Source organism: Bizionia myxarmorum, assembly GCF_008086205.1.
In the GTDB taxonomy this organism is placed as follows: Bacteria; Bacteroidota; Bacteroidia; order Flavobacteriales; family Flavobacteriaceae; genus Algorimicrobium; species Algorimicrobium myxarmorum.
This window is the reverse complement of record NZ_VSKK01000001.1, coordinates 1-25,008: the sequence shown is the minus strand read 5'-3', so window position 1 is coordinate 25,008 and position 25,008 is coordinate 1. Positions and strand designations below refer to the sequence as shown.

General features: G+C 33.7%; 23 protein-coding genes and 1 tRNA gene. 15 read left to right on the top strand and 9 right to left on the bottom strand.

All coding sequences use genetic code 11. From position 1 onward, the window contains the following. Positions 1 to 29: 29 nt before the first annotated feature. The 6 genes from secG to miaB are packed head-to-tail and all read right to left on the bottom strand — an operon-like array spanning position 30 to position 5,511. A complete protein-coding gene (gene secG, locus ES674_RS00120; protein ID WP_148401959.1) occupies positions 30 to 386 on the bottom strand; it encodes a preprotein translocase subunit SecG in 357 nt (118 codons plus the stop codon). Positions 387 to 389: 3 nt separating this feature from the next. Beyond that, complete coding sequence (locus tag ES674_RS00115) at positions 390 to 1,382, bottom strand: hypothetical protein (protein WP_148401958.1); 993 nt, start codon at positions 1,380 to 1,382, stop codon at positions 390 to 392. Position 1,383: 1 nt separating this feature from the next. After that, complete coding sequence (locus ES674_RS00110) at positions 1,384 to 1,890, bottom strand: LptE family protein (RefSeq protein ID WP_148401957.1); 507 nt, start codon at positions 1,888 to 1,890, stop codon at positions 1,384 to 1,386. Positions 1,891 to 1,910: 20 nt separating this feature from the next. Then, positions 1,911 to 3,179, bottom strand: a complete 1,269-nt coding sequence (locus ES674_RS00105; RefSeq protein ID WP_148401956.1) for a sigma-54 interaction domain-containing protein — start codon at positions 3,177 to 3,179, stop codon at positions 1,911 to 1,913. A gap of 4 nt (positions 3,180 to 3,183) precedes the next feature. After that, complete coding sequence (locus tag ES674_RS00100; RefSeq protein WP_148401955.1) at positions 3,184 to 4,062, bottom strand: hypothetical protein; 879 nt, start codon at positions 4,060 to 4,062, stop codon at positions 3,184 to 3,186. Positions 4,063 to 4,071: 9 nt separating this feature from the next. Beyond that, complete coding sequence (gene miaB / locus ES674_RS00095) at positions 4,072 to 5,511, bottom strand: tRNA (N6-isopentenyl adenosine(37)-C2)-methylthiotransferase MiaB (RefSeq protein ID WP_148401954.1); 1,440 nt, start codon at positions 5,509 to 5,511, stop codon at positions 4,072 to 4,074. Between the two features lie 169 nt (positions 5,512 to 5,680). On the opposite strand from miaB, the gene ES674_RS00090 reads away from it, so the two are divergent. The 8 genes from ES674_RS00090 (at position 5,681) to ES674_RS00055 (ending at position 16,243) form a co-directional block, all read left to right on the top strand. Next, positions 5,681 to 6,445, top strand: a complete 765-nt coding sequence (locus ES674_RS00090) for a hypothetical protein (RefSeq protein WP_211359261.1) — start codon at positions 5,681 to 5,683, stop codon at positions 6,443 to 6,445. Between the two features lie 158 nt (positions 6,446 to 6,603). Further along, entirely contained in the window at positions 6,604 to 9,138 is a 2,535-nt protein-coding gene (topA, locus tag ES674_RS00085) for a type I DNA topoisomerase (protein ID WP_148401952.1), read from the top strand. 6 nt (positions 9,139 to 9,144) lie between these two features. Next, on the top strand, positions 9,145 to 10,311 hold the full coding sequence (locus tag ES674_RS00080; RefSeq protein ID WP_148401951.1) for a formimidoylglutamase: 1,167 nt from the start codon (positions 9,145 to 9,147) through the stop codon (positions 10,309 to 10,311). A gap of 163 nt (positions 10,312 to 10,474) precedes the next feature. Then, the gene (gene porK, locus ES674_RS00075) at positions 10,475 to 11,845 is read left to right on the top strand and encodes a T9SS ring complex lipoprotein PorK/GldK (protein ID WP_148401950.1); all 1,371 of its coding nucleotides are present in this window, start codon (positions 10,475 to 10,477) and stop codon (positions 11,843 to 11,845) included. A gap of 59 nt (positions 11,846 to 11,904) precedes the next feature. Beyond that, positions 11,905 to 12,549: a type IX secretion system motor protein PorL/GldL gene (gene porL, locus ES674_RS00070; protein WP_170233929.1), complete on the top strand. Its 645-nt coding sequence runs from the start codon at positions 11,905 to 11,907 to the stop codon at positions 12,547 to 12,549. Between the two features lie 51 nt (positions 12,550 to 12,600). Further along, positions 12,601 to 14,151: a type IX secretion system motor protein PorM/GldM gene (porM, locus tag ES674_RS00065; RefSeq protein ID WP_148401949.1), complete on the top strand. Its 1,551-nt coding sequence runs from the start codon at positions 12,601 to 12,603 to the stop codon at positions 14,149 to 14,151. A gap of 50 nt (positions 14,152 to 14,201) precedes the next feature. Next, positions 14,202 to 15,101 carry a type IX secretion system ring subunit PorN/GldN gene (porN, locus tag ES674_RS00060; protein WP_148401948.1) on the top strand — a complete coding sequence of 300 codons (900 nt, stop codon included), beginning with the start codon at positions 14,202 to 14,204 and terminating at the stop codon, positions 15,099 to 15,101. 98 nt (positions 15,102 to 15,199) lie between these two features. Continuing rightward, positions 15,200 to 16,243: an NAD(P)/FAD-dependent oxidoreductase gene (locus tag ES674_RS00055; RefSeq protein WP_148401947.1), complete on the top strand. Its 1,044-nt coding sequence runs from the start codon at positions 15,200 to 15,202 to the stop codon at positions 16,241 to 16,243. Here the strand turns inward: ES674_RS00055 and ES674_RS00050 are convergent. Beyond that, complete coding sequence (locus tag ES674_RS00050) at positions 16,236 to 16,616, bottom strand: DUF983 domain-containing protein (RefSeq protein WP_148401946.1); 381 nt, start codon at positions 16,614 to 16,616, stop codon at positions 16,236 to 16,238. The genes ES674_RS00055 and ES674_RS00050 overlap by 8 nt on opposite strands. Before the next feature lie 83 nt (positions 16,617 to 16,699). On the opposite strand from ES674_RS00050, the gene ES674_RS00045 reads away from it, so the two are divergent. The 7 genes from ES674_RS00045 to ES674_RS00015 all read left to right on the top strand — a co-directional run bounded on the left by ES674_RS00045 (position 16,700) and on the right by ES674_RS00015 (position 22,584). Then, the gene (locus tag ES674_RS00045) at positions 16,700 to 18,607 is read left to right on the top strand and encodes an ABC-F family ATP-binding cassette domain-containing protein (RefSeq protein WP_148401945.1); all 1,908 of its coding nucleotides are present in this window, start codon (positions 16,700 to 16,702) and stop codon (positions 18,605 to 18,607) included. A 113-nt stretch (positions 18,608 to 18,720) separates the two neighbouring features. Next, positions 18,721 to 19,461: a Two component regulator three Y domain protein gene (locus ES674_RS00040; protein ID WP_148401944.1), complete on the top strand. Its 741-nt coding sequence runs from the start codon at positions 18,721 to 18,723 to the stop codon at positions 19,459 to 19,461. Positions 19,462 to 19,531: 70 nt separating this feature from the next. Further along, positions 19,532 to 19,714 (top strand): CPXCG motif-containing cysteine-rich protein, encoded by a 183-nt coding sequence (locus ES674_RS00035; protein ID WP_148401943.1) that lies wholly within the window; start codon positions 19,532 to 19,534, stop codon positions 19,712 to 19,714. A 118-nt stretch (positions 19,715 to 19,832) separates the two neighbouring features. Then, a tRNA-Met gene (locus ES674_RS00030) sits at positions 19,833 to 19,905 on the top strand. A 55-nt stretch (positions 19,906 to 19,960) separates the two neighbouring features. Beyond that, on the top strand, positions 19,961 to 21,286 hold the full coding sequence (locus ES674_RS00025; protein WP_148401942.1) for a tyrosine-type recombinase/integrase: 1,326 nt from the start codon (positions 19,961 to 19,963) through the stop codon (positions 21,284 to 21,286). Between the two features lie 17 nt (positions 21,287 to 21,303). Beyond that, positions 21,304 to 22,005 (top strand): hypothetical protein, encoded by a 702-nt coding sequence (locus ES674_RS00020; RefSeq protein WP_148401941.1) that lies wholly within the window; start codon positions 21,304 to 21,306, stop codon positions 22,003 to 22,005. Between the two features lie 18 nt (positions 22,006 to 22,023). Then, the gene (locus ES674_RS00015; protein WP_148401940.1) at positions 22,024 to 22,584 is read left to right on the top strand and encodes a hypothetical protein; all 561 of its coding nucleotides are present in this window, start codon (positions 22,024 to 22,026) and stop codon (positions 22,582 to 22,584) included. A gap of 269 nt (positions 22,585 to 22,853) precedes the next feature. On the opposite strand, the gene ES674_RS00010 is transcribed toward ES674_RS00015, so the two are convergent. Together ES674_RS00010 and ES674_RS00005 are read right to left on the bottom strand one after the other, a co-directional pair. Then, on the bottom strand, positions 22,854 to 23,270 hold the full coding sequence (locus ES674_RS00010) for a UPF0158 family protein (protein WP_148401939.1): 417 nt from the start codon (positions 23,268 to 23,270) through the stop codon (positions 22,854 to 22,856). Positions 23,271 to 23,641: 371 nt separating this feature from the next. Continuing rightward, on the bottom strand, positions 23,642 to 24,193 hold the full coding sequence (locus ES674_RS00005; protein ID WP_148401938.1) for a hypothetical protein: 552 nt from the start codon (positions 24,191 to 24,193) through the stop codon (positions 23,642 to 23,644). Between the last annotated feature and the right edge of the window lie 815 nt (positions 24,194 to 25,008).

The window sequence follows — 25,008 nt, the reverse complement described above, 5'->3', positions numbered from 1 at the left end:
TTGGCTTTTTTAATTTTTTATAAAACGTTCTAATTAGAATCGTTTTGAGGGTCTGTGTTTTCATTAGTTTGCACGGGTGCTGCAGGTGCAACAGGTACAGATGGTTGTTGCGTATTGATTTGATCAATAGCTTTAGACTCTGCAGTCCCTGATTTATTAATTGCAACGTTTGAAACTAAAATTAACACCAACATTATTGTTGCTAGTGTCCAAGTACTTTTGTCTAAAAAGTCAGTTGTTTTTTTAACGCCACCTAACTGCTGTGTTCCACCACCGCCAAACGATGAAGATAATCCGCCACCTTTAGGGTTTTGAACCATTATTACTACAATAAGTAAAAACGCAACTACTACAATTAGTGCTAAAAAGATGGTAAACGTACTCATGGGTTATTCGTTATTTTGTTCTTGTAATTGTTTTACTGCCTTAATTTGGTCTGCAAAGAAACCACTTTTTTCTGGATATTTCAAACTTAAAATGTTGTAAGATTGAATTGCCTTTTTATAGTTCTTTTGCTCCAAGTAAATTCGTGCCAATGTCTCCGTCATTAAAGCTTCGGGCTGAATCATTTGCGCGTCAGCAATATTGGTGTTTTTTACGGGTGTTTTATTGGGTTTAAGCTTGGGATTGTTGCTGATAAATTGGTCTATTAAATCGAATTTTTTATGACGTTCTATTTCAGATTTATCAGCCTCTTCTGTTGACTTTTCATCTTTTTTTTTACTGACTTCTTCTTCTTTTTTGCGTTCAATTGGATCAAAACGGGCTAACATCAGCCATTCATTAAATGAATGTTTTTCCTGATGATCAAATTGCAAAGGTTGCCCGATTTTTAATATGCCATCTGGAGTTTCTGTTACTTCTGTAATGTCTACAGTTTTTGAATCTCCCTCCGTTTCATCAACTGTAAAAACGGTTTCTACTGGCAGTTTTTCATCAAGTTGAAAATGGGCAATAGGAGGTCTGCTGAATTTAGGTTGAAATAACTCGGGATCTAATGTGCCTTCTGTATCGGTAATTTGCTGTTTTAAAATGGCGTCATCTCGCTGTCTTTTATCAACGGAGATATCTTCAGAATCCACATCCATGGATTTTATATGATCCAAATGTTGTTTAATGTGTTGCGAAATTTCATTTTGCAGGAATGCTTCCGAAGTAATAAAATCGAATAAAATACTTCGGTCAGTTGTGTAAGCAGCCGTTACTTTTAATTCATGATTATATTTTACACTAGCTCTATTTTTTAAACCTTTTAAATAACTAGCCCGAGCCGATTGAAAATAAGGAAAGGCTTCCAAAACTTCTTTTATTTGCGAAGTTTGGTTGGCCGTTATATGTTGCGGTTGTTGTATTATTTTAGAAAATTCAGCAGCTGTGATCATGTTACCATTTGGCTAAAGTTGCATTAAAAATATCTTGTGTTAATCGCTCAAATATTTCAGCCAAAGCGGTGTCTTTTTGGGCACCTGTGAGTAGGGCTGATCCCGCATAATCAAAGAAAAATGAAAAACGTTGCTCCAAATTATCTTCTTCATTCTTCATATTAAAAAAACGAACATTAACCGTTACTGATAACCGGTTTTGTGCAGCGGTGTTATTAGCTGTAGCAGTGGTTGGTGAAATACGATACTCGGTGATTTCTCCTTCATATATTAAATCGCCACTTGATTTCACCAAGTTTAAATTGGTTTGATTGATTAACAAATCTGTTAGTGCGTTAGTGAAATCCCTATCTAAACCCGGTTCCACTAAAATAGCATTATTTTGAAAATAATTAACCTGAAATGTTTTAACATTTGGAGAAATGGAAGCGCCTGTAAACGAATAGGCACCACAACCTACAAGGGTTATTAAAACTGCCAAGGATAAAACTATTTTTATAATTTTCATAAATATAGGGTTATGATACATTACAGATCATATTGTTTAATTTTTCTGTATAAGGTACGCTCACTGATGCCTAATTCGGCTGCCGCTAATTTGCGTTTTCCGCTATGGCGTTCCAAAGATTTTTTTATTAATTCCAACTCTTTGTCGTGCAAAGAAAGCGTTTCCTCTTCTTCAATTTCTTCAGCAAAATGATATTTGTCGGGAACTAATTCTGGGGAAGTATCCAGCGTGTCTTCTTCATTTGATTCTCCAATGGATAAAACTTCTAAATCCTCATAAGCTTCCTGCATATCTTCGTCCGTCTGACCATATATTTTTTCAATAAGGCCTTCGTTTTTCTTCTGAACTTCAGACCCGTTGCCGGTTTTCATCAGTTCCATAGTGAGTTTCTTTAAGTCTTTTAAGTCGCTTTTCATATCAAAAAGCACTTTGTATAAAATTTCGCGCTCGCTACTAAAATCACTTTCCGATTTGGTGTTGCTAATTACGGCGGGTAACTGGCTACTTTCTGAAGGTAAATACTGTCTTAAAGTTTCGACAGTAATAACCCTAGTTTGCTCTAAAACGGAAATTTGTTCGGCTACATTGCGTAATTGTCTAATATTTCCATTCCAGCGAAATTTTAATAAAACGTTCACCGCGTCATCATCTAACTTAATGGTTGGCATTTTATATTTTAAAGCGAAATCACTAGCAAATTTTCTAAAAAGTAAGTGAATATCATCTTTCCTGTTACGCAATGGTGGTAAATGAATATCAACGGTACTTAAACGATAGTATAAGTCTTCACGGAATTTATCTTTTTTAATGGCTTCAAACATATTCACGTTGGACGCTGCAACAATGCGTACATTGGTTTTTTGTACTTTACTAGAACCTACTTTTATAAATTCGCCATTTTCTAAAACACGTAAAAGTCGTACTTGCGTTGTTAAGGGTAATTCACCCACTTCGTCTAGGAAAATAGTTCCACCATCGGCCACTTCAAAATACCCGCTTCTGGTGGCTGTTGCGCCTGTAAAAGAGCCTTTTTCATGACCAAAAAGTTCTGAATCTATGGTTCCTTCTGGAATGGCACCGCAATTTACGGCAATATATTTCCCGTGTTTTCTGTGTGATAATTGATGAATAATTTTAGGAATACTTTCCTTACCCACACCAGATTCGCCAGTAACTAAAACAGAAATATCTGTTGGCGCTACCTGAATGGCTTTTTCTATGGCACGATTAAGTGTTGGGTCGTTTCCAATAATGCCGAAACGTTGTTTGGTTGCTTGTACTGATTCCATAGGGCTAATAATAGGTAAACGTTAATGTTTCAAAATCTCGTTGCGTCTGTATTTCAATTATGTTTCCTGAATAGGGGTGATTAAAAATATTATACTTGTAACTGTAAGCTTTTTGATGATAATTGTCTCTGATAATGTTATTGGGTGAAATCAATACTAAATTTTTGATGTTAATTCTGTAGTATCCCTCCATAAGGATAAGGGGAATGGCATTTTGGTTTAGAGATGCAGCAAAAGGGTTGATGGAATCATCATAAGTAAACGTAAAAGAATCATTGACATGACGTCCATACATAATTTCCTTTCCATAACGTGATAAATTCCCTTTAGAATCATATTCAAAATTAGTTAAAATATAAATAGTTGTATTTCCTGGCTCCAATTTATTCATGCGATATTCAATTATTTTCTTTAATTGATCCGTTTCAAAGGTAATTATTACTTCCGCGTCTAAACTATCAAAATATTCATAATCGGGGATTATATAAGATAATACATTATTATTTATGGTTATGGCGGATTCGTAATGAACGTTGTTTTTACTGTGGCCTATACGGCTAGGAATACCGTTAGAATAACTTAATATAGAAGTTAAGGTATCTGTTTCGAAAAATTCTTTATATTCTGTTAATAGATTATTAGTGTTGTATGAATAATTAATGAAACTATCAGGGTCATAGTAATTTGTGGCAATGCTACTAAAAGAATTTAATTCCCCTGATACATTGAAATAATAATTTTCAGTGGCGCTATCATCAACACGTTCTTTGCGCATATTTTTAAAGATTGGCGTTTCTAATTCTTCATTAATATAAATTGGATTGTCATCCGACGAACAAGAAAACAAAGAAAAAACTACTAAAAGTACGATTGAATATTTCATGGTTTAAATCTAGTTTGAATAACCAACTGCTTCGCCAATAAGCGTAGCCGTGGTACAATCGTTTATTTTTACATTTACAAATTCGCCTACTTTATACTGTTCTTTAGGAAATACGACCACCGTGTTTTCTGAAGTACGTCCTGACCATTCTAAATCTGATTTTTTAGATTCCTTTTCAATTAATACTTCGCGAATGGTTCCTAAATTATTTTGTGTTCTTATATGGCCATGAGCACGTTGTGCATCAATTATTTCTTGTAAACGGCGTTTTTTAACGGGTTCAGGAACATCATCTTCCATATTTCGTCCCGCCATAGTTCCTGGTCTTTCTGAATAAGAATACATAAAAGCGAAATCATATTTTACAAATTCCATTAAGCTCAACGTATCTTGATGATCTGCTTCTGTTTCTGTTGGGAAACCTGCAATCATATCCATGCTAATTGAGCAATTTGGTAAAATTTTTCTGATGTTGGTTATCAATTCCATGTATTCTTCACGCGTATGCAAACGATTCATTTCCTTTAAAATACGGTTGCTACCACTTTGAACTGGTAAGTGAATGTGCTTACATATATTTTTATATTTAGCCATGGTTTCTACCACATCTAAAGTCATATCCTGCGGATTAGAGGTTGAAAAACGAATGCGCATTTGGGGTTGTGCTTCCGCGCAAAGTTCTAATAGTTTACAGAAATTAGTAGCCGTCGCTTTTTCCATATCGCTAGCTTTCTCAAAATCTTTTTTAAGTCCGCCGCCATACCATAAATAACTATCCACGTTTTGACCAAGAAGGGTAATTTCCTTGTACCCTTTATTCCATAAATCGTTTACTTCCTCCAAAATACTTTGAGGATCACGGCTGCGTTCGCGACCACGTGTAAAAGGAACTACACAAAAAGTACACATATTGTCGCAACCACGTGTAATGGAAACAAAAGCGGTAATACCATTCGTGTTTAACCGAACGGGGGAAATATCGCCATACGTTTCTTCTTTGGAAAGCATCACATTAATAGCGTCTCGTCCAGCTTCCACTTCAGAAAGTAAATTGGGTAAATCTTTATAAGCATCTGGTCCAACAACGAGATCAACAATTTTTTCTTCTTCAAGAAATTTGCTTTTCAAGCGTTCTGCCATGCAGCCTAATACGCCCACTTTCATTTTTGGGTTTATTTTTTTTACCGCGTTGTATTTTTGCAAACGTTTCCGGATGGTTTGTTCGGCTTTATCACGAATAGAACAGGTGTTTACCAAAACTAAATCGGCTTCCTCTAATTTATTTGTCGTATTATAACCTTCCTTAAATAGAATGGAAGCTACTATCTCACTGTCGCTAAAATTCATAGCGCAGCCATAACTTTCAATAAAAAGTTTACGTGTATTGGTTTCTTTAGCCTCTAAAATTAAGGTTTGTCCTTGTTTATTTTCGTCTTGTATCTTCTCCATAAATGTGTCTGAAAATCAGGTTCACTCAATTGATTTGCAAAGTTACAATTATTTTTTACACTGTGACAAAGTGTCATATAATATTAAATATTTTTACCAATGTATATAATTACCTGTAAATTGATATCTTTCAGCAACTAATCATCTACCTATAAATATTATGAATACCATGAATTCTATTTTAGAAAAAATCGTAAATGCACCCATGCTAGATTTTGGAACTATTTTTAACGACGCTATTGAATTGTTTAAAAAAACTTGGTTGCAAGGATTTTTATTACAAATTTTTACTGCGCTAATTGCTTTACCGCTTATTATCCTATTGTATTTACCCCTAATAGGTATTATTATTTCACAAGCAGCTGCCGGAGATCAAGACCCTGATGCGCTTCAAGCTTATTTTGCTGGTTTAGGAATACTCTATGTTATGTTTTTTGTTTTAGGAATTATGGTTATTTCGGTCATTTCTATGGCGCTTCAAGCTGGTTTTTACCGAATCATGAAACAGTTGGATTATAATGAGTCTGTTCAAACAGCAGATTTCTTTTATTATTTTAAAGGAAAGTATTTAGGAAAACTATTTATTTTAATGCTAGCAGCGGTGTTTATTGGCTCTATAGCAGCCATGTTGTGTGTGTTACCCATATTTTATGTAATTGTACCTCTATCGTTTTTCACCGTAATGTTTGCTTTTAATCCAGAATTATCTGCTGGCGATATTATTTCAGCTAGTTTTAAATTAGGAAACAAAAAATGGCTTTTAGCTTTTGGTTTAATCATAATCTCTTCCGTATTATCCCAAATGGTTGGAATGCTGTTGTGCGGAATAGGTTTGCTTTTTACGGCTGCATTTGCATATCATCCGCTTTATCTTATTTATAAAAATGTTATTGGTTTTCCAGAAAAGGAACCAACAAGTCATATCGTATCATAATTATAAAAAGTGATATTTTCATATTCAAAACCTGTATTTAAAAGTATTTAAATACAGGTTTTTTATTGGTGTCATTGGAAAAATAAAGCATAGGAAATTTTAAAAATTAGGTTCATGTCTTTTTTTTCATATACATTTGTAGCCTTAAAAAACGTGAAATGGCAAAGAATTTAGTAATTGTGGAGTCCCCTGCAAAGGCAAAAACAATCGAAAAATTTTTAGGAAAAGATTTTAAAGTAGAATCCAGTTTTGGACATATAGCTGATTTACCTTCCAAGGAATTAGGTGTAGATGTAGAAGGTGATTTTAAACCTGTTTATGAGGTTTCTAAAGATAAAAAAGCAGTTGTAAAAAAACTGAAAGATTTAGCGAAAAAAGCAGAAATGGTTTGGCTAGCAAGTGATGAGGATCGCGAGGGTGAAGCTATTGCTTGGCATTTGGCCGAGTCTTTAAATTTAGATAAAGCGAAAACAAAACGTATTGTTTTTCATGAAATCACGAAAACGGCCATTCAAAAGGCTATTGAAAATCCACGTGGTATAGATTACGATTTAGTGGATGCGCAACAAGCGCGTCGTGTTTTAGATAGAATAGTAGGATACGAATTATCGCCTGTTTTATGGCGAAAAGTTAAAGGTGGATTATCAGCTGGACGTGTACAATCGGTTTCTGTGAGACTTATTGTAGAGCGTGAACGCGATATTCAAGGTTTTAATCCAGTAGCATCTTATAGAATTGATGCGGAATTTTCGAACGAAGCAGGACACACCTTTAAAGCGAAACTTCCTAAGAACTTTAAATCCAAGAAAGAAGCTCAAGCCTTTTTAGAAAAAAATGCAACTGCTACTTTTAAAATTGGTGAATTAGAGAAAAAGCCGGCTAAAAAATCGCCAGCAGCACCATTTACAACGTCTACCTTACAACAGGAAGCGGCTCGTAAATTGTATTTCTCGGTAAGTAAAACCATGAATATGGCGCAGCGCCTATATGAAGCGGGTTTAATTACTTATATGAGAACCGATAGTGTGAATCTTTCTGATGAAGCGCGTAAAGGCGCTCAAGCTGAAATTGAAAGCGCTTATGGTTCTAAATTCAGTAAACCACGTACGTATAAGAGTAAAGCGAAAGGTGCTCAAGAAGCGCATGAGGCTATTCGTCCTACCGATTTTGCAAATCATTCGGTAGATATAGACAGAGATCAATCTAGATTATATGATTTAATTTGGAAACGCGCTATCGCTTCGCAAATGAGTGATGCCGAATTAGAACGTACCAATTTAAAAATTGATGCGTCTACACATAACGAAAACTTTACAGCAAATGGTGAAGTCATTACATTTGAAGGTTTCTTAAAAGTATATTTAGAAGGAACAGATGATGAAGACGAAGAGCAAGATGGTATGTTGCCAGCCATGAAGGTTAATGAAATCTTGCTAAACAATTATATAACAGCTACTGAACGTTATACAAGACCTCCAGCACGATATACTGAAGCCGCTTTGGTTAAGAAATTGGAAGAGCTTGGTATTGGTCGTCCGTCTACTTATGCGCCAACAATTTCTACGATTCAAAATAGAAATTATGTTGAAAAAGGAATGGTTGATGGTGTAGAACGTGAATATACCTTGCTAACTTTAAAAAATGGTACGGTTGAAAGTAAAGTGCTTTCAGAAAAAGTAGGATCTGATAAAGGTAAATTAGTACCAACAGATATTGGAACTATTGTTACGGATTTCCTAGTGAATCATTTTGCAACCATTTTAGATTATAATTTCACAGCGAAAGTAGAAGAAGATTTTGATGAAATTGCGGAAGGAAAAGTGAACTGGACGCAAATGATGAAAGATTTTTACAAGGATTTTCATCCTATAGTTGTGGATGTTCAGGAAAATGCAGATCGCGAATCTGGTGAACGTATTTTAGGTAAAGATCCTGAAACAGGAAAGCAAGTAAGTGTGCGTTTAGGTAAATTTGGTCCTATGGTTCAAATTGGTACTGTAGATGATGAAGAGAAACCACAATTTGCAAGTTTATCTCAAGATCAGCAATTAGGATCTATTACTTTTGAAGAGGCTATGGATTTATTCCAGCTTCCAAAATCTTTAGGTACTTATGAAGAAGAACCTATTGAAGTAAATAATGGTCGTTATGGCCCGTATGTTAAATTTGGTGAGCAGTTTGTTTCTTTACCTAAAGGAACGGATCCATTAAGTGTGGAATTGGAAGATGCTATTGTTTTAATTAAAGAAAAGCAAAAAGCCGATGCACCTATATATATGTATCAAGATAAACCGGTTCAAAAAGGTAAAGGACGTTTTGGTCCATTTATTAAGTGGAACGATATGTTTATTAACGTAAATAAAAAATATGATTGGGATGATTTATCAGATGCTGATATCGTTCAACTTATTGAAGATAAAATTCAAAAGGAAATAGATAAGGTTATTCATAATTGGGAAGATGAAGGTATTCGTATAGAAAAAGCACGTTGGGGAAGGCATAATATTCTAAAAGGTAAAACAAAAATTGAATTACCAAAATCAGAAGATGTTACTAATATGACTTTGGAAGACGTACAAGCCATTATAGAAAAAAACGCTCCCAAGAAAAAAGTAGCCAAAAAGAAAGCACCTGCAAAAAAAACGGCAACTAAAAAAGTTGCCACCAAAAAAGCAACGACTAAAAAGAAGTAATAGCAAATGAACTTTAATTTTTTGACTCCAGTACCGGATAGTGTTTTAGCTCATAATGAATTATTATCAACGCAAGCGCTTGGGAGAAAAATTAATATTCATTCTGCCCAAAGCGGCATAACAGATTTAGAAGGTGTAGATATAGCCATAATTGGTGTATTGGAAAACAGAAATGATTTGCATTACATAGGTGAGGATTTCAATTTAAACGAGATTCGTAAATCACTTTATGCCCTTTTTCCTGGAAACTGGCATACTAAAATTGCCGATTTAGGCGATATTCATAAAGGTGAATCTATTGAAGATACGTATTATGCCTTAAAAACAGCGGTGGCTTTATTAATTCCAAAAGGTATTATTCCGGTAATTATTGGTGGAAGTCAGGATTTAACCTATCCAATCTATCGCGCTTATGATGCATTGATGCCTATGGTAAATATAGCCAATATAGATTCAAAATTTAATTTGGGTGATTCTGCGAAGCCCATGAAAAACAATAGTTTTGTTGGAAAAATTATTTTAGACGAACCTTATAATTTATTTAACTACGCTACTATTGGGTATCAAACTTATTTTAATTCTCAAGAAGAAATAGATTTAATGGATAAGCTTTTTTTTGAATCTTATCGATTAGGATCTGTTTCAAAAGATATTACTTTAGTAGAGCCCGCTTTGCGTGACGCTAATATTGTTAGTGTGGATTTAGGATCTGTTAAAGGTTCTGAAGTTGGCTTAAATCAACAAGAATCTCCAAACGGCTTTGATGGCAAGGAAATCTGTGCCATTTCCCGCTATGCAGGAATTAGTAATAAAGTAACCACTTTTGGAATTTTTGAGTATAAACCCTCTAGTATTGACGATTTAACCTCTGGTTTAATAGCACAAATGTTGTGGTATTTTGTAGAAGGCGTGAATTATAGGGTAAAAGACGATGATTTTTCAGATGACGATAACTATCAAAAATTTATTACCTTAGTAGACCTCCAAGAACTTATTTTTTATAAAAGCACGAAAACAGGTCGTTGGTGGATAGAAATACCTTTTTTAGAAAAGATAAATAATAAATTAAAGAGACATACGTTATTACCTTGTACGCATCAAGATTATCAAGATGCTTGCCAAAATAATGTTCCAGAAAGATGGTACAAAGCATTTCAAAAGAATTGTGTTTAAAACTTTAACGTTCTAAGATTGCGTTTTATCGACAAAATGCACTTTTTCGCGACGAAACGAGTAGTTTTAGTAAAAAAAAGTTGTTTTTTACAAAATATATAAATATGTTTACGCTCTTAAAAATTTTAAGACCGAATTAATTAACCTCGAGTATTCAATGGATATGAAAAAACTAATTTTATTAACTGCAATTTTAGCTGTGCTAACTAGCTGCGGATCTGGTGACAGAGGTCAGCTTGTGGGAGTTAAAGGAAAAAAATGGCATCCCGAAAAACCTTTTGGTATGGAACTCGTTCCTGGTGGTGCATTTATTATGGGTAAAGCAGACGATGATCTTGCTGGAGTTCATGATGCGCCGGCTAAAACCGTTACGGTTCGTTCTTATTATATGGATGCTACGGAAATAACAAATAGTGAGTATAAACAATTTGTTAATTGGGTTCGCGATTCAACCATTAGAACGCGTATGGCAATTTTAGCTGATGAGGTTGGTTTAACACAAGCAGATGCAGGTACTATTGGCGATTTTGCCTTTGTAGATGCAGATCCTGCTGATATGTCTGTATATGAAAAGTATATGTATGATAATTATTCTGGTTTAGGCCCAACTGGTTATGAAGGCAGAAAATTGAACAAAGATATTGATATTGAGTTCGATACTGCTGGATATATTGACGAGTATTACGCGGAGGTTATGGATACTATGTATTTACCTATAGAAGAATCTTATAACGGGCAACGCACTTGGGATGTTAAGAAATTTAAATTCCAATATACGTACATGGATATCGAGAAAGCTGCCAAAATGAGCAATAAAGGTAAAAAGCGTTCTGATTTCTTAATTACGGAAGCTGTAGAAATTTATCCAGATACAACAGCTTGGATTCGTGATTTTGCGTATTCTTATAATGAACCAATGCACAACGATTATTTCTGGCATGCTGCCTATGATGATTATCCAGTTGTAGGTGTTACTTGGAAACAAGCTAACGCATTCTGCGAATGGCGTACACTTTACCACAACGCATACAGAAAGAGTACAAAAAAACATAACGTTGCAAAATACCGTTTACCTTCAGAAGCTGAATGGGAATATGCTGCACGTGGTGGCTTACAGGCTGCAACATTTCCTTGGGGTGGACCTTATACTAAAAACGACAGAGGTTGTTTTATGGCAAACTTTAAACCTTTGCGTGGTGATTATGCTGCCGACCAAGCATTATATACTGTAGAAGCAAAATCTTACGAAGCTAACGATTATAATTTATATAACATGGCAGGAAACGTTTCAGAATGGGTGCACGCCTCTTATGATCCATCTTCTTATGAATTTGTATCTAGTATTAACCCAAGTGTAAATGATATTAATAATAACCGTAAAGTAGTACGTGGCGGATCTTGGAAAGATGTTGCATATTACTTACAAGTAAGTTCAAGAGATTATGAGTATGCTGATTCTGCAAGAAGCTACATTGGTTTCAGAACGGTTCAAGATTACTTGGGCACAGATATTACACTTAACGGTCTTAATTAACTCGAGGAAAACCAATTTAAACTAAACTAATTATTAAACTAAACTAAAAATTAAAAATTATGGCACAATCAAGAGGATTCAAGAAATTTATGGCAATGGCTTACGGGTTAGGAGCATCTGTTGTAATTATTGGAGCATTATTCAAAATTATTCACTTTGAAATAGGTCCATTAACAGGTAACGTGATGTTAACTATCGGTCTTGTTACAGAGGCAATAATTTTCGCGCTTTCTGCTTTCGAACCAGTAGATAATGATTTAGACTGGGCATTAGTATATCCAGAATTAGCTGGTGGTATGACTACTACTAAAAAGAAAGAACAACCTTTAGAAGCTCAAGGATTGTTGTCTCAAAAATTAGATAATTTATTAAAAGAAGCAAAAATTGACGGTGAGTTAATGGCTTCTTTAGGAAACAGTATAAAAAACTTTGAAGGTGCTGCAAAAGGAATTGCTCCTACAGTAGACTCTATGGCTGCAACTAGAAAGTATGGTGAAGAGTTATCTTTAGCAGCTGCACAAATGGAATCTTTAAATAGCTTATATAAAGTACAATTAGAAAGTGTAAACCGTCAGGCCACCATTAACGAAGAGTCTGTTGAAAATGCACAGAAATTAAAAGAGCAAATGCAAGCATTAGCCTCTAATTTATCTTCTTTAAACGGCGTTTACGGTGGTATGTTATCTGCAATGAATAAAAACTAATTAAGTTTAGAAGTATAAATTATAACTAATTAACACAAAACTCAATTAGAAATGGCAGGAGGAAAATTATCTGCAAGGCAGAAAATGATTAACTTGATGTATTTAATCTTCATTGCAATGTTAGCATTGAATATGTCAAAAGAAGTGCTTTCAGCATTCGGCTTAATGAATGAAAAATTAGTCGTTTCAAACCAAGCAACAACAGAAAGAAACGATGCATTTATGACTGGTTTAGCTGAAAAAGTTAGCGAACAACCAGCAAAATACCAACCGTTAAAAGCGCAAGCAGATCAAATAAGTGTATTATCCAATAATTTAAATTCTTATTTAGCTGATTTGAAAAATCAAATGACCGGAACGGTTGATGATGCGAATGATTACGAAGTTATGGATAAAGCCGACTTTTTAAACAATCATTGGTTTAAAGGTGATAAGTTAAAACCAGAAGGTCAAGAGTTCTTAAATCAAATCAATACCTATAGAGATGGTGTGGTTGCTGTATTAAGCGAGAATCCTGATATGAAAGGTATTGCTGAAGACGTAAAGGATAAGTTTGCCACAGAAGTTGTTACAAATAGAGATGGTAATAAAGTGGATTGGATTAGCTACCATTACAAAGATTTTCCATTGGTAGCATCTTTAACTAAAATGACGCAATTGCAAGCAGACGTTAAAACAACACAATCTGAAGTTTTATCATCTATGTTAGCTGGGAAGTTAAAAGTTGAAGCATCTTTAACGAACTTTGACGCGATTGTTGTACCAAGTAAAACGGCTTTCTTTTCGGGAGAAAACTTTACAGGTACCATTATTTTAGGTAAAAAGGATAATACCTTACAAGCTGATAAAGTAATTATCAACGGACAAGAATTGGATAAGTCTTCTATGCAAGCGGGTAAAACTATTTTAGATTTCCCTGCAGGTGCTGTAGGTGAAAGAGAAATTGTAGGTGAATTCCAATTTAAGGAAGGTGATTCAATTATATCTATTCCAGTTAAATCAACTTACGCAGTTGTACCAAAACCAAACTCAGCAACTATTTCAGCTGATAAAATGAATGTAGTGTATCGTGGTGTTTCAAACCCAATGACTATTTCTTTTGCTGGTGTATCTGATAATAATGTATCAGCTAACGCTGCAGGATTAAGTAAAGGTTCTGGAACTGGAAAATATACTATGAATCCAGGTTCTGGTAGAGAAGTAACTATTAATGTTTCTGGAACATTACCAGATGGTTCTAAAGTAAATGATAAAGCTACGTTTAGAATTAAGGATATTCCAAAACCAACAGGATCTGTAAGTGGTCAAACTGGTATTGTAAAATTACCACGTAACAGTGTTGAAATTTCAACTATTGGTGCATTGTTAGACGATTTCGATTTTGAATTACCAATCCAAGTAACTTCATTTAAAGTGAAAGTACCTGGACAACCTTCCGTAAATGTTAGCGGAACAAAATTAAACGAACAAGCTAAAAACGCATTGCGTAAAGCAAGACGTGGCGATCAAATATCAATTTTCGATATTTCAGCTCAAATTAAAGGAAACACATCTTACAAATTAAAAGGTGTATCGCCAGTAATTGTTGAATTATCAAATTAATATAGGATTTACCATTTCATGTTAAGCCCTAATAATTAAAATTAGAACCGATGAATTATAAAAGTTTTTTATTAACCGTTTTAGGTATGTCTTTTATGACTGCTACCTTTGCACAAGCAAACTTGTTAAGTGCAAAAACGCCAAGTGAAATTGGTGTGCGTACAGAAGCGCAAAAAGCAGTGGATAATGATAAGCCATTGGAGTATGGTTATGTGGATGATAGAGACATTCTGTATTCTAAAATGACATGGGAACGCGTTGTTCTTGATGAGCGTGTTAATTTTCCGTTTTACTATCCTGTGGATACGAACAACATTGGAAAAGAAAGACGTTCTTTATTTGATGTTATTTGGAAGAATATTAAGAACGGCAATTTAGAAACCGTTTATGATGATTCGTATTTTACAGCTGAACGCACCATTAAAGATTTACGTGCAAGTATGAGTAAAGTAGATACTTTGGATATTGGTTATGAGCAGTATAATGCTGATGGTTATGTAGACCCAGAGTATGTTGTTAAGCGTGATATTACATCTTATGATGTAAGTGCTTATCTAATTAAAGGTCTTTGGTATTTTGACAAGCGTCAAGGTGAATTGAAATATCGTTTAATTGGTATTGCACCAGCAGCACCAGATGTTAACTTTATTGATTCTGATGACATGGCAAATAAAGAGCCGATTCCATTATTCTGGATCTTTTATCCAGATGCTAGAAAATTCTTGCATGAGGCAAAAGCTTTCAATAATGAAAATAGTGCTGTACCATTTTCGTTTGATCATTTGTTAAACTCTAGACGTTTTAACGGCTATATTTACAAAGAGGAAAATGTATATGGTGACCGTAAGGTTTCAGAATACGTTGCGGAAAATGCGCTGATGCAATTATTAGAATCTGATAGAATCAAGGAGCAAATTAGAAACTTTGAATTAGATATGTGGGCTTACTAATAAAGCTTATTAATACAATTATAAACGCTCACTTTTTTAAGTGAGCGTTTTTTGTTTAAACCGGCTATTAATTTAAAAAGCATAGTACCTTTGCGCTTATGAAAGTAGATTATTTTATTGTAGGGCTCGGTTTGGCAGGAATTGCATTTTGTGAGCAATTACGAAAAGCTAATAAAACGTTTTTGGTTTTTGATGATGGTTCTCAACAATCGTCCATCGTGGCGGCCGGTATGTATAATCCGGTAATTCTAAAACGTTTTACAGAGGTCTGGATGGCAGATGAGCAATTGATTCTAGCTTTGCCAGTATATAAAGAATTGGAAGAATTACTTGAGGTTAAAATTGATCATAAGTTAAAAATCTACAGGCGTTTTGCTTCTATAGAAGAACAGAATACCTGGTTTACAGCTTCTGATAATCCGAAGTTAGAAAAATACATGTCCACTAAAATAGTTTCAAATTCAAATCCGCATATTGATGCGCCTTTTGGATATGGAGAAGTGCTGGAAGGAGGTCGCGTGGATACGGATCTTTTAATTTCAGCCTATAAAAAGTATCTAGAAAAAAATTCAAAATTAATAAGTGATTCGTTTCAATATGATGATTTAGCATTAGAAGGAACTAAACTTCATTATAAAGATCATGAAGCAAAACAGCTAGTTTTCTGTGAAGGTTTCGGCTTATTGAAAAATCCATTCTTTAAGCATTTACCATTAAATGGAACGAAAGGCGAAGTTATCACTATAAAAGCACCCAGTTTGAAAATTGATTTCGCCGTTAAATCATCCGTGTTCATCATGCCTAATGGGAATGATGAATATTATGTGGGAGCAACTTATAATTGGACGGATAAAACAAACATACCAACTGAATTAGCAAAAGTAGAATTGGTTTCAAAATTGAAAACATTTCTTAAATGTCCGTTTGAGGTGGTGAGTCACTTTGCTGGTATAAGGCCAACCGTAAATAATAGAAGACCTCTAGTAGGAACGCATGCAACCTATAATAATTTACACGTATTAAACGGTTTAGGAACTCGCGGTGTTATGATTGCACCTTATGTGGCACAAGAACTTTTTAATTTCATTGAAAATAAGCAAAATATGAATCCTGAAATTTCAATAAATAGATTTATTATTTAGCTTTTTCTTTGTCGTAATCCACAAACATATTAATCCAAATATTTCGAGAAATACGCATTATAATAGGCGAAAAACCGATTAGGGTAACAACAATAGCTATAAATGCCGTTATTAATCCGGTTCCTATAAAATTGTAACTAATTATAAACGCCGCCATGGCAAAAGCAATTCCAACGCCATAGCTTACATACATGGAACCATAAAAGAAGGCTGGTTCAATATGAAATTTAAAACCACAATGCTTACAGTTTTCGTGCATTTTTTGTATGTCTTTTAGTACATACGGGTTTTTATTTACGTACATGGATGCTTGATGACATTTAGGGCATGCTCCTGTAAAAATACTATAAAGCTTCGTTCCTTTTTTTATCATATTTATTAGTTTATTTTTGCACTTTGTAAGAAATGCAAAATTAGCCATTTATTTTAACATAGTTCAGTAATAATTGTAACATAATGCTCAATATCCATAATCTTTCAGTGTCCTTTCAAGGTGATTATCTCTTTGAAGAAATTACCTTTAAAATTACCGCTGGTGACCGTATTGGACTCATCGGAAAAAATGGCGCAGGAAAATCGACCATGCTAAAAATTTTAGCAAAGGAAATGGAGGCAGATTCCGGACAGTTGGCAGCTGATAAAAATCTACGTATTGGGTTTTTAAAACAAGATATTGATTTTGTTTTGGGTCGAACCGTTCTGGAAGAATCCTATGAAGCTTTTAAAGAGATTAAGGAAGTTGAAGCAAAGTTAGAGCATATTAACACCCAACTTGTTGAACGTACCGATTACGAAAGTGATGTGTACCATCAATTAATGGTGGATGTAAATGATATGCAACACCAATATGAAATTTTAGGCGGTTATAATTATCAAGGTGAAACAGAGAAGATTCTCCAAGGTTTAGGTTTTAGGCGCGAAGATTTTAATAAACTTACTGATACATTTTCCGGTGGATGGCGTATGCGTATAGAATTGGCAAAACTATTATTACAAAACAACGATTTGTTGCTTCTTGATGAGCCAACCAACCACTTGGATATAGAATCTATAATCTGGTTAGAAGGTTTTTTAACGAACTATTCAGGTGCTGTGGTGATAGTTTCGCATGATAAAATGTTTTTGGATAATGTAACCAACCGAACTGTTGAAATTTCCTTGGGTCGTATTTACGATTATAATAAACCCTATTCTCAATTCTTGGTATTGCGTAAGGAAATAAAGGAACAGCAGTTAGCAACGCAGAAAAATCAACAAAAAGAAATTGAACAAACCGAAAAACTCATTGAAAAGTTTCGTGCCAAAGCTTCCAAAGCTACCATGGCTCAATCTTTAATCAAGAAGTTGGACAGAATGGACCGCATTGAAGTGGATGAAGACGATAATAGCGTTATGACACTTAAATTCCCGGTATCAATAGTTCCTGGTAGAGTAGTTGTAGAAGCTACAAATATCACGAAGCGCTATGGCGATTTAACCGTTTTAAAAGATATTGACTTGCATATAGCACGCGATATTAAAACGGCATTTGTTGGTCAGAATGGTCAAGGGAAATCCACTTTGGCTAAAATTATTGTGGGTGAATTAAAACATGAAGGAGAATTAAAACTCGGTCATAATGTGCAGATTGGATATTTCGCACAAAATCAAGCAGAGTATTTAGATGGAAACAAAACCGTTCTAGATATTATGATAGATGCTGCAAATGAAAAAAATAGAAGTCGGGTTCGTGATATTTTAGGATCGTTTTTATTCCGCGGTGATGAAGTAGACAAGTATGTGCGGGTATTATCAGGAGGTGAAAGAAACCGTTTGGCCTTAGCCAAATTATTGCTTCAGCCTTTTAATGTTTTGGTAATGGATGAGCCTACAAACCACTTGGATATAAAATCGAAAAACGTTTTAAAAGATGCGTTGAAAAAATTTGAAGGTACTTTAATTCTGGTTTCTCATGATAGAGATTTTCTTCAAGATTTAACAGATACCGTTTATGAGTTTAAAGATCATAAAATAAAAGAATACCTCGGGAACATTGATTTCTATTTACAACAGCGTAATGTAGAAAACTTGCGTGAAGTTGAAAAGCGCGATGTTGAAAAGTTAGCACCAAAAGAAAGTAATAAAGAGAGTTATGAATATCAGAAGAAATTCAAATCCTTAAATAATAAGTTAAGCAATATTGAATCTAAAATCCAGCAGTTAGAAAAGGGCATTAAAGAAATTGATGTGGAATTAGCGACTAATTATGATAAAGCAGTTTCTAATCCGCAGTTTTTTGATAGCTACCAAGGTAAAAAAGATAAATTAGAAGTGTTGATGAAGGACTGGGAACAAGTACAAGAATCATTGGAAGCTCTAGATTAAATTTTATTTTTTTATTTCGATATGTTAATGAAATAAGCATTTCGTCGAATTATTTTGTTTTTAATCTATTTTCTCCTTAATATTGTTGTAGATTTATTCTAAAATCACCAATTATGAAAGCTATTAAACTAACCATCCTTTGCTTATTTGTAACAGCCATGTCTGTTGCAAACGTTACAACTGGCGAAAAACAAGCACTTATTGCTCTATACAATGCTACTAACGGGGCACAATGGACAAACACTTGGGATTTAAACGCACCAATACAAAACTGGTATGGCGTAACGGTTAAAAACAATCAAGTAGTTGGGTTAAGTTTAGAATTTAACAACTTACAAGGATCTCTTCCTCAAGAATTGGGAGAATTGGCTTACTTACAGCATTTAAACTTCGGATTGAATAAAATAAATGGAACAATTCCTTCTTCATTAGGAAACTTGAAAAATTTAGAAACTTTAAACCTGTCCATGAATATGTTGGAAGGTCAGATTCCTTCATCTTTAAGCAATTTATCAAACTTACGTATATTAGAACTAGGCAGTAACAACTTATCAGGCCAAATACCTACAGAATTTAGTGGTCTGAATAAATTAGTGAAATTAAGTTTAATCGACAATAAGATAAGTGGTGAGATTCCAGTTGAAATTATGGCTTTAACCCAATTAGAAGAATTGGTTTTATCGAGTAATGAATTGACAGGAGATGTGCCATTTGAATTATCTTATTTCCCCAAATTAAAAACATTTATGGTGAGCGACAACAAATTGAACCAAGACTACATTAGCGTTATTAATGGTAATAACCCTAATATGCTAGATTTAAATTCAGGATCTGTTATTACAGATAATGACTAAAATCTACTATTAAAATTATTTTTCAAAGAGGTTATGTTTTAAATGACCTCTTTTTTTGTACCTTAAATTTATGGAAGAACACGAATTTCTATGTCCGCATTGTTGGGAAACTATTTCAATGCTTTTAGATAGCTCACAGTCTGAACAAGAATATATTGAGGATTGTGAAGTATGTTGTAACCCCATCCAAATTTCGGTAACATTTGAAGACCAAAATGTAGTTAGTTTTAGAGCTGAAAATATAGATCAATAAATTTATTTAAAATATTATTGTTATATCTAAAAAGCATTGTATATTTGCAGTCCGAAACGGTTAAGTCGCCATTATGAAGCGATTTGTTAAGAGCTAAATAACCACAAGGAAATTATATCGCGGGATAGAGCAGTAGGTAGCTCGTCGGGCTCATAACCCGAAGGTCACTGGTTCGAGTCCAGTTCCCGCTACTAAATTTGAATCGTACTAAAAACAGCGGTTTGGCTTTCGTCAAACCGTTTTTTTATGCATACAATTTTTGATTATCTTGCAGGCGAATTGCAAAATGAATACGAAAGTGAATACGATTTACATTTGAAAAAAAACTTTTCCGCCCCCAAAATTTATTCAGCCAATGGCGATTTAACGAAGCGTTGGTACATCTACTTTTCTTATCGAGACCCAAACTCTGGGAAGCTTAAAAGGCAAACGCCCGTATACGCTAATGCCAATAAATATAAAACCAAAGAAGATAGACTTTCCGTTTTAGTCACCTATAGAAAGGCATTAATTAAACTCCTTAAGAAAGGATACAGTCCCTATTCAGATAATAAAGCCGTTTATTCAAGTCTGAACGAAAATATAAAGACAGCTTCTTCAAAAGCCAAACAAGAACCAATTACCTTAAAGACGAAAGTAGTTGAAAGGGAAAATACAGCTCCAGTTGAAGTTTCCAGCATGCCTTATCAAGAAGCGTTCGCTTTTGGTTTAAAACAGAAAGAGAAGCTAATAAACGACACTACCAGACGCAGTTTCGAAAACAGATTAAAGAACTTTATCAAATGGGTAGAAGAAACGCATCCTAAAATTGAAGGAATCCATGAAATTGACAAAAAAGTAGTTTCAGGATTTTTAAGTGATACGTTAGAAAGAACCAGTCCAAGAAATAGAAATAATTTCAGAACAGATTTAGGAAGTATCATGCAAGTTTTGTTTGATAATGATATTATACAGACTAATATCATTAAACAAATCCCTGTATTAAAAGCCATACCCAAACGTAATAAAACCTATACCCAAGATAAGCAGGAAGAAATCTTTGAGTATTTGGAAAAGGAAGATACCAACCTGTTATTGTTCATTAAATTTATTTCCTATAATTTTTTAAGACCTATAGAAGTCTGCCGACTTAAAGTAGGGGACATCGACTTAAAAAATAAAACGATTAAGTTTCAGGCGAAAAACAGTCCGATGAAAACCAAGATAATTCCTGATCTACTAATAAAGGAATTACCCGACCTTTCTAAATTAAAGAAAAGAGATTCACTGTTTACGCCAGACGCCATAGGAGCGGAGTGGGATACCGATTTGGAGAATAAGCGGAACTATTATTCCAAGCGATTTAAACGCGTTGTAAAAGACCATTTTGGATTAAGTAGTGATTATGGTCTATATAGTTTTAGACACACGTATATCACTAAATTATACAGACATTTGGTAAAAGAATCCTCACCCTTTGAAGCTAAAAGTAAATTAATGCTTATTACAGGACATACGTCTATGTCAGCACTAGAAAAATACTTGCGAGATATAGATGCTGAATTGCCAGAAGATTATTCACACATGTTATAATTCCAAATAGAAATATAATGAAAGAAACATTCAATCAGATATACGAAGCTATGACCAAACGTTTATATGTGCCAATGGTTTTCTATATGCCAAGACGTATTTGGAATCAATTTGATAAAGAAAAGTGGAATGACAAGGAGTATGACAATCTATTCGATAAAGTGGTGCTCATCAAACCAGATGGTTCAAATGCACTGCTGAATAATGAACAGTCAAGCCATTATATCATGGTTAAAAAGGAGTGTTTGGATTTAAATACATTCAAGCTTCTTGAATTACAAAGTGATTTAGATGCGAAGCAATTCGAATTTATATTGAATAAGTATATCACGCAATTAGATTTCATAAAACGAATATCTATTTGGATGTTTGAGAATGTCCAAAAGGATATAGAAAGTCTAAAGCAAGAAACCTATTTATCATTTCAGTTGCAACAAAAAGCAATTATAGAGCATTGGACCTATGTTCAAGAAAACTTTGTAGGTATTACCCAAATTGATAAAAAAACCAATGAGATTGTATTAAATAAAAAGGATTTTAAAACCTTTAAAGATTTGATGAATCCATCTGGTGAATTTCCGAGTATTACTCAAACTAAATCAAACATCAAAGAAGAAGACGAGAAACCACAGCAGCTCAAAAAAGAAAAGAAGATACTGGTCACTGAAGAAGAAGCAACAGACGTTCTTTTAAGAACTGTATTTAATATGAAATCATAAAACCCCAAATCTACAAGCATGGCTAAAAAACAAACCATTAAGAATAATGACCCCTCAATTAACTTTAGGTTGTCCAATAAATTAAAGGGCATTATTGAGAATAAAGCACAGGAGAAAAACATAACAACGTCCGCTTATGTTAGAGATTTGCTGGAGCGCGTTCACAATGGAGACTATTGCCATGCAGAACACGTGAAAGAAGAAATCAATTCGTTTCTTTTTTCAAAGGAGTTTATGCAATTGATGATATGGATTTACTCAAAAAAAATAAATAGAGATAAGACGGAAAGCGCTGTTGATCTTGATAAATACATCAAAACCTTAAAAAGGATTGAGGGTCACATGCCAAAAGAATTAGTGAAGGAGTTTGATAAGGTGTTGTTTGATATATATCGTGTAATGGATGAGGAGTATTTCACATATTATTCTTTTCATAGTTCGTCTACAGAGGATAAAAAAACATTCAATCTAATAGAGGTAGAACGGTTTTTATTGAGTGATATGAATCTAAATTTGTTTGTTAATATGAAAGGAATGAAGGATTTTAAGTTTCCGGTTGTTTCAAAAATCAAAGAATAATTTTTGTGATTTTTTATGTGATAATTTTGTGATAAAAAATTATCACAAAAAAATAAAATAAATTCTCACCGTTGATTTTGACAAAAGATGCCGTCGAATATGGCTATTTTTGAGTGCAAATCTCAAAGAAGTGTCGAATTATTTTAAATGCGTGTGATACAAATTTTAAGTAATTTCTGTGTTCGTATCTGTAAAAATCTAAATATTAGTTTTATTGAGTATGTTTACCCATGCATTTACATGAAATTAATTTTAGTCATCAATCAATTTTATGCTAATTTTTGATATATCATTTCTTCCATTTCTTGACGTTTAAAATCAAACCATAGTTTTCTATATTCTGAAGTTTCAACAGTCAACTTAAAATTTTGGAATGGCTTTTTATTTAGTAAAATTGTTTCAAATTTAATCTTAAATTGTGAATTAGGCAGCTTATGTGTAAATCGTTCCATAATTTTAAATGATTCATAGCTTTTTAAAACTTCTATCTTAATGCAAGTTGAAGCTTGCTCTGCAACCTTCATTAAATCCTCTTTAAATAGTTCTTGAAACTCTACTTCATCAGGAAAGTTACCGAAATTTGGAATGGCTATAATTTCGTGAGTTTTACTATTGAGGTAACAATCGCAACCAGAATCTAATTCTTGGACGATTTCACTTATGATTTCTGAATTAGGTTTGTTCATTTTTAATAATAATTAACCTGATCTAATAAGATGAATTAAAATTACAAATTTCTAAAATAAGACTATGATAAAAGTAGTTTTTCAATTTATCTATTTTAAAATTCTAAAAAATTCGAAATAGTAAACCAGCCAAAATAATTTACGTGAATACATGTGTATCTTATAATTTGCTTGATAATTCTATTGGATTTTATTTAATTATGTAGCCTTTATTCAGGACGGGTCACAATGGTTGCCAACGGTTTTGTGTATGAAAAGTGCGTGTTTGTGTCAGCGGATTTTCGGAACGAAAATCGGATGAAAGCAAACACGCACTTTCCTTTTGATTTAGAACTAAACTACGCATTTTTTATACACAGTGTTGTATGCAGTTATTTTATCAGACGAAATGATTTCATAAAAGAATCCACGTTTTTGTCATCTTGCCCAACATAAGTAATTGTATAAATTCGGTTTCCTTTTCTAAATATTTTTCCTTGAATATGACCTTTAATCCCTTTATCTAAAGCGTTCTTTTTAAGGTTTAAAACGAAATATTGTCCTTTCAGTCCGTGTTGCTCTATAGCTTCTTGAAACTCTAATTTAAACGATTCAGCCATTTTATTTGAGAAATTAGTAACTCCTTGTAAATAAAGTTGTTCGTCAGTCATAGATTTAGATAGATATTCAGGATAATCGTAGTATTCTATCGAGAATATTTTATTTTGATTTAAAGCCGAACGGTATAAATGTATTTGGAATTTATCGAGTCCCATTTGATTGTCAATTGCAGTGTAGTTTGGTTCAAATGGAAAGGCAGCTATAAAATTTCCTGTTTTTGAAGCATATTCGCCAGATTTGGTTTTATAAATAGTTTCATTCGATTTATTTCCACACGATATGAAAGTCAGAATTGTTAAAATCAGAAGTAGGTTTCTTGTCATAGATGAGTTTTTTTTAATTGCATACAACGTCCTTGTGTATGAAATGTGCGGGTTTGTGCTCGAGGATTTTCCGAAGGAAAATCGGAAGAACCAAACACGCACTTTCTTTTGATTAAGCACTAAAGTAAGCATTTTTTATACACGTTGTTACCTGCTGTTGTTTTTTTGTTTTCAAAGGATCTGGCTAAATTCCGCATTCTATTTTTTCGCATTTGAGTGAAATCGGTAGTTTTAATCCGCAAACTTTTATCAATTCCGTTTCAGTGAGAAAACCGAAAGAGTAATTTTTTATGTTTGGTTTTTCGTGAAGTTTATAAATTCCGCTTTAATGATTTTCGGCAGAGTAGAATGGGCAAATTGGCTAAAATTAGGTTTGTTTTGTACGTTCGAGTGATAAATCGGCAGAGTGTAATCAGCTTAAAGTCAGTTTAATAATTGAGAAAAATCCGAAGCGTTTCGATTCCGTGTTGCTTGCGTTTGAGTGGTTTTTCAATGGCAGGTAACGGTCTTGTATATGAAAAGTAGCGCTGAAAATAAGCGATAATTTTCGGATGAAACACAAGCCAAATTTTTAAATTTTACTAATTATTTTATTTTTGGGAATTTGTCAAATTTAAAAATTTGGCGACTTCCCAAAAATGCCCGAACCTTTGTGTTAGCAACAACTCGCGCTATTTTTTATATACGGCTTAAGTTAGCGTTTTAATAAAAACACTAAATTAAGGTCTATAAATAAGAAAGCACAAAAGAGAGGAGTAAGGTTATTATATACGCAGAGACTTTGATCTCGTCAACATTGAAAATCCCCTCTCTTT